This is a genomic window from Tabrizicola soli (assembly GCF_015999335.1).
Lineage (GTDB): Bacteria > Pseudomonadota > Alphaproteobacteria > Rhodobacterales > Rhodobacteraceae > Tabrizicola > Tabrizicola soli.
This window is the reverse complement of sequence record NZ_JAEACP010000006.1, coordinates 37,408-49,198: the sequence shown is the minus strand read 5'-3', so window position 1 is coordinate 49,198 and position 11,791 is coordinate 37,408. Positions and strand designations below refer to the sequence as shown.

General features: G+C 69.1%; 8 protein-coding genes and 1 pseudogene. 3 read left to right on the top strand and 6 right to left on the bottom strand.

The window, feature by feature from the left end; all coding sequences use genetic code 11:
* Positions 1–3: 3 nt before the first annotated feature.
* From I7S92_RS06695 to I7S92_RS06680, 4 genes are read right to left on the bottom strand one after another with little or no spacing between them, the layout of a single operon-like run.
* Complete coding sequence (locus I7S92_RS06695; RefSeq protein ID WP_197642721.1) at positions 4–927, bottom strand: branched-chain amino acid ABC transporter permease; 924 nt, start codon at positions 925–927, stop codon at positions 4–6.
* Positions 924–1,376, bottom strand: a complete 453-nt coding sequence (locus I7S92_RS06690; protein ID WP_197642720.1) for a PaaI family thioesterase — start codon at positions 1,374–1,376, stop codon at positions 924–926. Before I7S92_RS06690 ends, I7S92_RS06695 begins: the two co-directional genes overlap by 4 nt.
* The gene (locus tag I7S92_RS06685; protein WP_197642719.1) at positions 1,373–2,383 is read right to left on the bottom strand and encodes an NADPH:quinone oxidoreductase family protein; all 1,011 of its coding nucleotides are present in this window, start codon (positions 2,381–2,383) and stop codon (positions 1,373–1,375) included. Before I7S92_RS06685 ends, I7S92_RS06690 begins: the two co-directional genes overlap by 4 nt.
* A gap of 37 nt (positions 2,384–2,420) precedes the next feature.
* Complete coding sequence (locus tag I7S92_RS06680; protein ID WP_197642718.1) at positions 2,421–4,025, bottom strand: class I adenylate-forming enzyme family protein; 1,605 nt, start codon at positions 4,023–4,025, stop codon at positions 2,421–2,423.
* Positions 4,026–4,631: 606 nt separating this feature from the next.
* Here I7S92_RS06680 and I7S92_RS06675 point away from each other — a divergent pair.
* The 3 genes and pseudogenes from I7S92_RS06675 to I7S92_RS23455 all read left to right on the top strand — a co-directional run.
* A complete protein-coding gene (locus I7S92_RS06675) occupies positions 4,632–6,686 on the top strand; it encodes a hydantoinase/oxoprolinase family protein (protein WP_206761018.1) in 2,055 nt (684 codons plus the stop codon).
* A complete protein-coding gene (locus I7S92_RS06670; protein ID WP_197642717.1) occupies positions 6,679–8,379 on the top strand; it encodes a hydantoinase B/oxoprolinase family protein in 1,701 nt (566 codons plus the stop codon). The genes I7S92_RS06675 and I7S92_RS06670 overlap by 8 nt, the downstream gene beginning before the upstream one ends.
* A 51-nt stretch (positions 8,380–8,430) precedes the next feature.
* Positions 8,431–8,592: pseudogene (locus I7S92_RS23455) on the top strand (IS5/IS1182 family transposase); the annotation flags it as partial.
* 144 nt (positions 8,593–8,736) lie between these two features.
* On the opposite strand, the gene I7S92_RS06660 reads toward I7S92_RS23455, so the two are convergent.
* On the bottom strand, positions 8,737–9,771 hold the full coding sequence (locus tag I7S92_RS06660) for a quaternary amine ABC transporter ATP-binding protein (RefSeq protein ID WP_197642716.1): 1,035 nt from the start codon (positions 9,769–9,771) through the stop codon (positions 8,737–8,739).
* Positions 9,764–11,755 carry an ABC transporter permease gene (locus I7S92_RS06655; protein ID WP_197642715.1) on the bottom strand — a complete coding sequence of 664 codons (1,992 nt, stop codon included), beginning with the start codon at positions 11,753–11,755 and terminating at the stop codon, positions 9,764–9,766. Before I7S92_RS06655 ends, I7S92_RS06660 begins: the two co-directional genes overlap by 8 nt.
* Positions 11,756–11,791: the final 36 nt, after the last annotated feature.

Genomic DNA, 11,791 nt, shown 5'->3' with positions numbered 1-11,791 from the left:
GGCTCAGCTCCGCTTCTGCATGGGCAAGAGGCCCTCGGGTCGGAAGAACAGGATCAGCGCCATCAGGATGTAGACCAGCATCGAGGCGAGCGCCGGCCCCGCTTCGCTCGCGACCCGGGCCGAGAGGAAGGCCGACAGGAAGTCGCGCAGGAAGGCCCGGCCCATCGTGTCGATCAGCCCGACGATGATGGCCGCCAGGAGCGCCCCCTTGATCGAGCCGAGCCCACCGATCACCACCACCACGAAGGAGAGGATCAGCACCGTCTCGCCCATCCCCGGCTGCACCGAGAGCAGCGGTCCAGCGAGCGCGCCCGCGAGTCCGGCGAGGAAGGCGCCGAAGCCGAAGACCAGCGTGAAGAGCAGGCTGATGTTGACGCCCATCACCGAGACGACGGCGCGGTTGGTGGCCCCGGCGCGGACGCGCATCCCGATGCGGGTGTATTTCACCAGCCAGAACAGCACCGCCGCGACCACGATCCCCACACCGATCACCAAGAGCCGGTAGACCGGATAGGAGATGCCGAAGGGCAGTGCGACGAGGGTCGAGAGGCTCTCCGGCAGGCCCGAGAAGATCGGCGTCGCCCCCCAGAGGATGGCGACCGATTCATTGGCGACGAGGATCAGGCCGTAGGTCACCAGCACATGGTCGAGGTGGCTGCGGTGATAAAGCCTGCGCACCAGCAGGAGTTCGAAGATCAGCCCCACGACGCAGACGCCCAGCCCGGCAAGCGTGACCGCAAGGAAGAACGATCCGGTCAGGCCCTGGAACAGCACGGCGAAATAGGCGCCCAGCATGAAAAGCGAGCCGTGGCTGAGGTTGATGAAGTCCATGACGCCGAAGATCAGCGTCAGGCCGGCGGCGATGAGAAACAGCAGCACGCCAAGCTGCAACCCGTTCAGCAGTTGTTCGAGGATCAGGGCAGTCATGATGCGGGCCCCCGGTCTGGAGTGGGGGCGGCCCCGGCCGGTGCGATCCGGCTGAACTGCCCGGTGGCAAAGGCGATGCGGCGGCCCTGCTGCCAGGCCGAGCCGGTCAGGAACACCGTGCTGCGCCCCGCGCGCAGCACCTCGACCGCGACCTCGACCGGCAGGCCCGGCCGACCGGGCGAAAGGAACTTCAGCTCCAGCGCCGAGGTGACGGCCGGCGGGGAGCGGCCGTCGCGCGTCGCCTCGTAGAAGGCCACGTCGAAGAGGGTGGCGAGCGTTCCGCCATGGATGACGCCGCCCGGATTCGCCGCCGCCGGGCCGCAGTCGAGCCGCAGCACCAGCCCCCCCTCCGGGCGTGCCACCCGCACCTCGCCAAGTGCGGCAAGAAGCGGATCATCCCCGCGGAAGGGCTGGAATTCCAGCGTGGCGAAATCGGGCGCCGGGGTCACGCGCGGGCACCGACATCGACGACAAGCTTGCCGGTGACCCTGCGGTCGAGAATGTCCTGAAGCCCCTGCATCAGCCTGTCGAACGGCAGGGTCGCGGTCACGTTGGCGCGCGCCTTGCCCTCGGCCAGCAGGCCCAGCCACCAGGCGGTGCCGGCGCGGATCTGGTCCAGCGCCTCGTCGAAATGGATGTCGAGCGGCGCCCCCATGACGCAAAGGTTGTTGTAGAGCAGGTAGTTGGCCTTGGCCGCCGGAATCTCGCCCGAGGCGAAGCCGACGATCACCAGCTTGCCCGCAAAGCCGAGCGCGCGGAGGCCGGCCTGGAACATCGCGCCGCCCACGGTGTCGATCACCACCTGCGCGCCCCGGTCGTCGCCCCAGGCCCGGCGGACCTGGTCCTTGAAGGCCGCCTTCAGCGGTTCTTCCTCGCGGTCGGTGAGGATCAGCGCCTTCTCGGCACCGGACTGCCGCGCGAGTTCCGCCTTCTCCTCGGAGGAGACGATGCCCACGACATGCGCGCCGAGATTGGCGGCAAGCTGCACCGCCGCCGCGCCCACGCCGCCCGCCGCCCCGGTGACCACCACCCGGTCGCCGGCCTTGACGCCGGCCCGGATCACCACGGCGACATAAGCCGTGTTGAACACGGTCATCGCACCCGCCGCATCTGCCGAGGATACCGCCGCCGGGCGGGCGAAGACGCGGTTCAGCGGCGCCTGGACCTGCTCGGCGAAGGCGCCGGTGAACACCTGGGCGACCACCCTGTCCCCCGGATTGAACCCCTCCACCCCCTCGCCCGCGGCGATCACCGTCCCGGCGCAATCGCGCCCGGGGACGAAGGGCGGCTCAGGGCGTTTCTGGTATTTGCCCTGCACCATCAGCGCATCGGGATAGTTGAGGCCGATCGCCTCGTTGCGGATCAGCACATGACCCGGAGCGGGTTTCAGATCGGGCATCTCGCTCATCCGGTGCGAGGTGGGCGGGCCGTAGGCGGTCAGGAGATATCCGTGCATTGCGTGTCTCTTTCGGGAAAACGGCTTCAGGCGGCGGTCAGTCGTGGCCGAGCTTCTTTCGGATGTCGGCGATCAGGACGGGCTTGATGATCTTGCGGGTCGGCGTCATCGGCATGGCGTCGATGACCTCCAGCCGTTCGGGCCAGCGCATCTTGGCGACCTGGCGGTCGGCCAGATAGGCGCAGAGACCGTCCAGCGTCAGTTCGGTGCCGGGCCGCAGCACCGCATAGGCGCAGAGGCGTTCGCCAAGGATATCGTCCGGCATCGGCACCACGGCCGACTGGATGATCGCCTCGTGGGCGTCGAGCAGGCTTTCGATGTCGGACGGATTGATCTTGATCCCGCCCCGGTTGATCACGTCCTTGACCCGGCCGGTGATCATGATGTTGCCCTCGGCGTCCAGCGAGGCGATGTCGCCGGTGCGGAACCAGCCGTCCGGGGTGAAGGCGGTGCGGTTCGCCTCGTGCTCGCCGACATAGCGGTCCAGCACCGAATAGCCGGAAAGCTGCATTTCGCCCTCCGCCCCGGCGGGAAGCGGCTCGCCCGTGTCGCGGTCGACGATCCTGACCGAAAGGCCCGAGGCCAGCTTGCCCACCGTCCCGTGCCGCACCGCCGCCGACGAGCGCGGATCGGTCTGGGTGCTGAGCGTCGTCTCCGTCATCCCGAACAGGCAGCCGACGCGGCCGTTGGGCAGCTTTTCCTCGAAGCGGGCGGCGACTTCGGGCGGGCAGATCGCGCCGCCGACGATCACGTCGCGCACCGTATCGGCCGACCGGCGGTCCATCTCGCCGCTCTTGAGCGTGGCCGCAAGGTGGGCCGGGGCGGAATAGATCACGGTCGGGCGCATCCCGAACAGGTATTCGGCATAGACTTCCGGGCTGAAGACCGGGATCGGGACCACGGTCGCCCCCGAATGCAGGGCGTTGCCGGCGCAGGACAGGCCGAAGACATGGGTCAGCGGCGGGGCGATCATCACCCGGTCGTCCTGCGTCAGGTCCAGCATCCCGGCGAAGATCGCGGCGTTGCGGGCAAAGCAGCGTTGCGAGCGCAGCACGCCCTTCGGCGCCGCCGAGGTGCCGGAGGTGAAGCAGAGCGCCGCGTCAGAATCCGAGCCGGGGCGGGGCGGCAATACGCCCTGCCGATGCGCCGCGACCAGCGCAGAGAGCGAGAGCTGCCCCGGCCCGGTGGTGTCGCCCACCACGATCACGTGGTCGAGGGCCGCAATGTCACGCGCCAGCGCCGCCATGGTGGCGGGGGCGTCGTAGCTGCCGACGCGCGCCGTGACCACCGCGCGCGGCGCCGCGAAGGCCATCAGCGGGCGCAGTTCTTCCTGGCGATAGGGCATGTGCAGGGTGGTCAGCACGCATCCGGCGATGTTGCAGGCGACATAGGTGGTCAGGAACTCGGGCATCGAGGGAAGCTGGATCGCCACCCGGTCGCCTGCCTTGAGCCCCAGCGAGGCGAAGCCGCGCGCCAGCGCTTCGGCATCGTCCAGAAGCTCGGCATAGCTCAGCCGGCCGTGGTCCCGCGTCTCGACGGCAAGCGCGGCGGGCGTGGTGCCGGCCCAGAAGCGCACGGCGTCCAGGATGGTGTCGAACTCCCGGTGCTCAGGCTGCGACGGCACTTCCGCAAGTTGGCTCATGGCTGGCTTCCCTGTTGCTTTCTTCGGCGGCTGCGCCTTGGGGCGTGCCGGCCTTGTCGGTGACTGCGGCAGCCCGCTGCAAGGCCCCTGCGGAGGAAGGAAGATCCTGCGGCTGATGCGCGATGCGGGTCATTCCAGCGCCTTTCCTGCGGGCCGACGTGATGCTCCAGTCTGCGGATTAATTTTATACACGGTGTATTCTTTGAGGCAAGAACGTTTTTCGGACCGCATTCCGCCGCGAACCCGGCCTCGCCCCGCGACGCTGGCGCCATGCGCGGCCGGGCTATCTGACCATGCCAACACGGTTTCCATGCGCCGGCCCCGCGTTCAAGCCAACGCGGGTCGCGCCCCGCTTCCGTGGCGGCGCCCTTCCGGTGGGGCCTGGCCGGGACGGCGGCGACTCCGCCGGTGATTCGACGCTTGCGCCCCTTCCGTTCCATGGTCCGTGAAAGTGGTGGCCGCGCTCCGCGACGCCTCGTGCAGCGCTACAATTTCCGGCCGAGGCAGCACCCTTCAGAGCCCTGTCAACTTTGCCCTTGCTTTTTATACACGATGTATTTTATCTAGGGGAGACGAAGACTCACCACCATCGATGGGGACGGGATCATGGAGAACTGGATTGTCGGCTGCGATGTGGGCGGGACCTTCACGGACTTCTGCGCGCGCGAGATGGCCAGCGGCCGGACCGTGATCCACAAGCGCCCCTCGACGCCCGACGATCCCTCGCGCGCGGTGCTGAACGGCCTGAAGGAACTGGCGCAGCTGCACGACATCGACCCGGCCGCCATCGGCCGTTTCGCCCATGGCACCACGGTTGCGACCAACGCGCTCTTGCAGCGCAAGGGTGCCGGGGTGGCGCTGGTCACCACGCGCGGGTTCCGCGACCTCTTGGAGATCGGCCGCCAGGCCCGGCCGCTGATCTACGACCTTCAGGTCGACGCGCCCGCCCCCCTTGCCCCGCGCCACCTGCGCTTCGAGATCGACGAGCGCATCGGCCCGAGGGGCGAGGTGCTGCGCCCGCTCCATGACGCGGATATCGACGCGCTGATCGAGGCGATCCGCGCCCAGCCCGATGTGACCGCGGTCGCGGTCTGCCTGATCTTCGCCTTCATCAATCCCGACCACGAGCGGCGCATCGCGGAGGCGATCCGCGCAGCCTTGCCGCAGGTCTTCGTGTCGGTCTCCTCCGACGTCCAGCCCGAGTTCCGCGAGTTCGAGCGCTTCTCCACCACGCTGATCAACGCCTTCCTCCAGCCCGAGGTCAGCGGCTACATGGCCCGGCTCGAGGCCGAGGTGAAGACGGTGGCGCCGGAAGCGGAATTCGGCATCTTCCAGTCCAGCGGCGGGCTGATGTCGGTGCAACGGGCCGGCCAGTTCCCGGTGCGCACCGCGCTGTCGGGACCGGCGGCCGGGGCCGTGGGCGCGGCCGGTTCGGGCGCGAGCTCCGGGATCGGCGACGTGATCACCCTGGATATCGGCGGCACCAGCACCGATGTCTGCCTGATCCGCGACGGCAAGACCGCGCTGGCCAGCACGCGAGACATTTCCGGCTTCCGCATCCGGCTGCCGATGGTCGACATCCATACCGTGGGCGCGGGCGGCGGCTCGATCGCGCAGATCGGCGGCGACGGGCTGATGAAGGTCGGCCCCGAAAGCGCCGGCGCCGTGCCCGGACCGGCCTGCTACGGCAAGGGCGGCACGCTGCCCACGGTGTCGGACGCCAACGTGATCCTCGGACGCCTGCCCATCCAACTGGCCGGTGGCGGCCTGACCATCGACCGCGATCTGGCGGTCCGGGCGGTGGAGCCGGTCGCGCAGCAACTCGGCGTCTCGCTGGAAGAGGCGGCCCTGGGCATCGTCGGGATCGCCAATGCCAACATGTCGCGCGCGATCCGGGTGGTTTCCATCGAAAAGGGCTATGACCCGCGGCTCTTCACCCTGATGCCCTTCGGCGGGGCGGGCGGCCTCCATGCGGCCGATGTGGCGAAATCCCTGGGCATGAAGCGGATCATCGTGCCGCTCACCCCCGGCATCCTCTGCGCCGAGGGGCTGATCATGGCCGATCTGCAGGAGGATTTCGTCGCCAACTGCCGCAGCATCGTCACCGAAGCGGCCATCCCGCAGCTTCGCGCGGAATGCGCCGGGTTGGTGGATCGGGCGCTGGACTGGCTTGCCCAGGAGGCCGTGGGCGATGCCGCGCAGACCATGCACCTCAGCTTCGACATGCGGTATTTCGGCCAGAACTACGAACTGGCCGTTCCGGTGGCCAGCGGCACCGGAACCATCACCTGTCCCGACGCCGCCACGCTGAGGGAGGCGTTCCTGGCCGAGTATCGGCGAAGCTATGGTCACTGCGACCCCGATGGGACGGTGGAAACCGTCAACCTCCGCCTGCGCGCCACCGCCCGGCTGACCCAGAGCGCCGCCAAGGGCGCCCCGCAGGCCACCTCCGTCGCGGAGCGGCAATTCGTCCCGGTCTGGTTCGACCGGACCGGCCCGGCGCAGACCCCGATCCTGGCGCGCGCGCATCTGCCCGCGGGGACCGTCCTGCCGGGGCCTGCCATCATCACCCAGCTCGACAGCACGACGGTGGTCCCGCCCGACGCGACCGTCCGCGTGGACGGAGCCCTCAACATGATCATGGAGCTTGCCGATGTCTGAGGACGGGATCGACCCGATCAGCCTGGAAATCGCCTGGAACGGCCTGAAATCCATCGCTGACGAATGTTTCACCGCCATCATGCGCAGCGCCTTCTCCTCGAACGTGAAGGAACGCCACGACCACTCCACCGCGATTGCCGACGCCCGCGGGCGTCTGGTGGTGCAGGCGGAAATGGCGCTGCCGGTGCACCTCGCCTCGATGGGCGGCATGATGAAGGAACTGCTCGCCCTCTATGCCGGTGACATCGGTCCCGGCGACATCTTCATCGCCAACGATCCCCATGTCGCGGGAGGCACCCACCTGCCCGACATCAACATGGCCGCCCCGGTCTTCGAGGGGGACCGGCTGGTGGGCTTCATCGCCAACATCATCCATCACGCCGACGTAGGCGGGGCGGCTGTCGGCTCCATGTCCGGCGGGCTGGACGAGATCTACAAGGAAGGCCTGCGGATCCCGTTGATGCGTCTTTACCGGCGCGGCAAGTGCGATGAGGATCTGCTGCGGCTCCTGCTGCTGAACATGCGCCTGCCCGACGAACGCCGGGGCGACCTGAACGCGCAGATCGCCGCCTGCCGCCTGGGCGAGGGCCGGTTGCAGGACCTGCTGAAGGTGCATGGCGCCGCGCGGATGGATGCGATCTTCGACGCCGTGATCGAGCGGACGCAGTTGCGGATGCGCAAGGCCATCGCCTCGCTTCCCGACGGCACCTACCGCTTCGAGGACATGATGGACGATGACGGCGCGGGGACCCGCGACATCCGTATCGTCCTGGCCATCACCAAGTCGGGCGAAGAGATCACCTTCGATTTCACCGGCACCGACCCGCAGGTGAAAGGCAACTTCAACCTGACATGGAACGCCACGCAATCGGCGATCTGCTATTCGCTCAAGGCCCTGCTGGATGCCGAGATTCCCACCAACCAGGGCATCTTCGACGCGATCCGCATCATCGCGCCGGCGGGCAGCTTCGTGAACTGCGTCGCGCCGGCCGCGGTGGCGATGCGCGCGAACTCCTGCCAGCGGGTGGTCGATTGCGTACTGGGCGCGCTGGCCCCCGTGGTGCCGACCCAGGTCGTGGCCGCCGCGAACGGGGCCAATACCTCGGCCGTGTTCACCGGCACGGATCCCGCCACCGGCAAGATGTATGTCTATCTCGAAACCCTCGGCGGCGGCATGGGCGCGCGCTACGCCCGCGATGGCAAGGATGGGGTACAGGTGCATATCACCAACACCTCCAACCTGCCGGTCGAGGCGATCGAGCTGGAATACCCGCTGCGGGTCGAGGAATATTCGCTGATCCCCGATACCGGCGGCGCCGGCCGCCAGCGCGGCGGCATGGGGATCCGCCGGGTGATCCGCCCCGTCGCACATACCTGCGAGTTCAACGGCGTGGGCGAGCGGTTCCATCATGCCCCCTGGGGTCTCTTCGGCGGCGCCCCGGGCGCGAGCGGGCGCTTCTACCTTCTGGCATCCGACGGGGAACGCACGCCACTGTCGTCGAAGGCCACCCGGATCGCGCTTTGCGAGGACACCTGCGCGGTGATCGAGACGCCCGGCGCAGGCGGCTACGGCAAGCCCGAAGAACGCGCCCTCTCGGCAATAGATGCCGATCTCCAGGCCGGAAAGATCACCCTGCAAGAGGTGCGGACCAACTATTCCCAATGGATGGAGTTCCCCCTTCCGTCGTCCTGATCGTGGGGGGGCGGCAGGTCGACCTGTGCCGTCCCACTGCCCCCCGACGCGATCTGGCGCAATGCCCCCCGCCGATTACATGGCTCGGAACCGAGCCAGTACGACAACGCACTCAAGCGCCGTGGTTCGCTGACGATCTGGTTCGCCCCAGCGATGGTTTGGGCGGTTGCGCGGGGTCGGCGGCCCGACTACAGCGATGCCGCCATCCAGAGCGCGCCGGTCAGCGTCAGATCAGCCCATCGCGGAGGCTAGCTGGGTGTGCCCCGACCCAAGCTAGCTGAGAAACGTGAGGTCGCGAACATCGCTTCCGGCCGGAATACAAAGGTATCACACAGCAGACATTGTCAACGAGAGGCGTCAGATCCCCGAGGCCAGCGTTTGCAGCGCGCTCTGCCGGTCCAGCGCGCCGACCGGGCGGCCCTGTCCGTCCAGCACGCGCAGCGGACCGCCGGGGGCGACGATCCGGGGCGCGATCTCGGCGATGGTGGCGTCGGCGCTGACCGGCTCGCCCGCCATGTCTCCCTCGGCGGGCGTCATCAGCGAGGAGACCCGGATCACCCGCGCGGGCGGCACCTTGGCGACGAAGCGGCGGACATAGTCGGTGGCGGGCCGGGTGACCAGTTCCTCGGGGGTGCCGATCTGGACGATCCGGCCGTTCTCCATGATCGCCACCCGGTCGGCCAGCCGGATCGCCTCGTCCAGGTCGTGGGTGACGAAGATCGTGGTGCGGGTGTGTTCCTGCTGCAGCCGCTGCACCTCGGCCTGCAGGTCGGCGCGGATCAGCGGATCCAGCGCCGAGAAGGGCTCGTCCAGGAACCAGAATTCCGGGTCGGTGGTCAGGGAGCGGGCGATGCCGACGCGCTGCTGCTGGCCGCCCGAGAGTTCGGCCGGGAAGCGGTGCTCGCGCCCCGTGAGGCCCACGACCTCGGCCAGTTCGCGGGCGCGGGCCTCGGCACGGTCGCGGTCCATGCCCTGCATCTCCAGCGGGAAGGCGATGTTGCCCAGCACGGTGCGGTTGGGCAGCAGGGCGAAATGCTGGAACACCATGCCCATGCGCTTGCGGCGCAGCTCGGCCAGCGGCTTTTCCCCGAGGGTCAGGATGTCCTGCCCGTCGAACAGGATGCGGCCCTCGGAGGGTTCGATCAGCCGGGTCAGGCAGCGCAGGAGCGTGGATTTGCCCGAGCCGGACAGGCCCATGATGACGAAGACCTCGCCCCGGCCGATCTGGAACCCGGCGTCGCGGACGGCGCCGATCAGATGGTCGCGGGCCATGGCCTCGGGGCTGCGTTCGCCTGCGGGGCGGGCGCGGAATCCGGCGGCGTCAGGGCCGAAGACCTTCCAGACCCCTTCGGCCGAGATGGCGACGGGACGGGAAACGGGGGTGTCAGGCATGGGCCTCTCCCTGATGTCTGGCGGCACGGGCCGCGCCGGATTTCAACAGCGCGTCGGCGATCAGCGCGATGCAGGCGACGCAGAGACCGGCGGTGATCCCCGGCCCCGGCAGGCCCTGCGACAGGGCGGTGAACACCTCCTGTCCCAGTTCGCGGGTGCCGACCAGCGCGGCGATGACCAGCATCGACAGCGCCATCATCACCGTCTGGTTGACGCCGAGGAGCAGCGTCGGCAGCGCGGCGGGCAGGCGGATATGGACGAAGGTCTGCCATTTGCTGCACCCGGACATGGCGGCGGCCTCGACCCGCTCCGAAGGCACATGGGCCATGCCCGCGATGCCATAGCGGATGGCGGGGGCGACGGCATAGCTGGAGATCGCGATCAGCGCCGAGAAGTCGCCGTTGCGGAACAGCATGACGGCGGGCAAGAGGTAGACCAGCGTCGGCAGGGTCTGCAACGTGTCGAGCAGCAGTTGCACCGGCTGGTGCCAGCGCGGGCGGGCGCTGACCCAGATGCCGAAGGGCATCCCCACCGCCAGCGCACCCGCGACCGCGAGCAGCGTCAGGTAGACCGAGCCGGTCGCCGGCAGCCAGTAGCCGGTGATCACGATGAACATCGCCATGGCGGCGATCCCTCCGCCGACGCGCCAGCCGCCGAGCCGCCACCCGGCCAGCGCCAGAAGCGCGACAGCGGCAGACCAGGGCAGCGCCGCCAGCGCATCGCGGAACGGGTTCATCACGTTCAGCAGCATGAAGGTGCGGATCGCCTCCAGCGGGTCGAAGAAGTTCTGGTTGATGAAGCTGACGGCGGCGTTCCAGAACGGGGCGGAGGTCAGGCTCAACCCCTTCGGCCAGACCGCCAGCGCGGGCAGGAGGTAGCTGAGCGCGGTCGGCACCGCCAGGAGGGCCAGCGCGATCAGGCTGTCGCGGCGGCTCCAGAGCCGGCGGCGGCCGATGGACTGGTTGCGCGCGGCGGCCTGGGTCAGCCGGTCCAGCACCACGGCCAGGGCGACGATACCCATCCCGGCCTCGAATCCGGCGCCGAAATCCAGCCGGCGCAGCGCGCGCAGCACGTCGTAGCCCAAGCCTCCCGCCCCGATCATCGAGGCGATAATGACCATGTTCAGCGTCATCATCACCACCTGGTTCAGGCCGATGGCAAGGCGCGGCAGCGCCACCGGCAGTTCCACCTGCCACAGCGTCTGGCGGCGCGAACAGCCGGTCATCCGCGCCAGTTCCAGCGTCTCGGGCGGGACCGAGCGCAGCGCCAGCACGGTGGCATGGACCATCGGCGGCAGGGCATAGACCACGGTGGCGAACAGCGCCGCACTGGGGCCGTAGCCGAAGAGAAGGAGCGTCGGCAGCAGGTAGGAGAAGATCGGCACCGTCTGCATGACGTTCATCACCGCGCGCACGGCGGGTTCCATGCCGGGCGAGCGGTGGGCGCGGATGCCGATGGCCAAGCCGAGGACCAAAGCGGCGACGACGCAGATCAGCACTGAGGCCAGCGTGGTCATCGCCGAGGTCCAGAGGCCGAAGAGCGCCAGATAGAGCCCGGCGACCAGCGTCATGACCGCCAGCCCGCGCCCCGAGATGCGCCAGGCCAGCAGCGCGGTGGCGAGCGTGATCCCCAGCCAGCTGAGCGGCGGGACCAGTTGCACCTTGTTGAAGCCCGCGCCATGGATCCAGCCCTCGGCCAGCAGCACCTGCAGGGCCTCGATCGGCCATTGCGCGGCGGCGGCCAGCGCCCGGGTCACGTCGGAGAAAGCCAGCCCGCCGATGGCGGCATCGCGGGCAAGCCAGTTCATGCCGCCCTCGATCCAGTCCGACAGCGGCAGGCGCAGTGCGGCGGGCACCTCGCGCCAGACGGCCGGCAGCAGTGGCGCGGCGATCAGCAGCAGAAGCACGCCGGCCGCGACCAGCAGGCCGAACCAGGGGCGGGCGGCGGGCGCGCCCTGCCGGGCGGCGGGGGAAACATCAGCCATGGTCAGCCTTCCGCTGCGGGAAGGGCCGGACTCCGG

Bases quoted from the DNA above. Each gene is read 5' to 3' on its own strand.
- I7S92_RS06695 (WP_197642721.1), bottom strand. From the start codon at position 927: ATGACTGCCCTGATCCTCGAACAACTGCTGAACGGGTTGCAGCTTGGC.
- I7S92_RS06685 (WP_197642719.1), bottom strand. From the start codon at position 2,383: ATGCACGGATATCTCCTGACCGCCTACGGCCCGCCCACCTCGCACCGG.
- I7S92_RS06680 (WP_197642718.1), bottom strand. From the start codon at position 4,025: ATGAGCCAACTTGCGGAAGTGCCGTCGCAGCCTGAGCACCGGGAGTTC.
- I7S92_RS06675 (WP_206761018.1), top strand. From the start codon at position 4,632: ATGGAGAACTGGATTGTCGGCTGCGATGTGGGCGGGACCTTCACGGAC.
- I7S92_RS06670 (WP_197642717.1), top strand. From the start codon at position 6,679: ATGTCTGAGGACGGGATCGACCCGATCAGCCTGGAAATCGCCTGGAAC.
- I7S92_RS06660 (WP_197642716.1), bottom strand. From the start codon at position 9,771: ATGCCTGACACCCCCGTTTCCCGTCCCGTCGCCATCTCGGCCGAAGGG.
- I7S92_RS06655 (WP_197642715.1), bottom strand. From the start codon at position 11,755: ATGGCTGATGTTTCCCCCGCCGCCCGGCAGGGCGCGCCCGCCGCCCGC.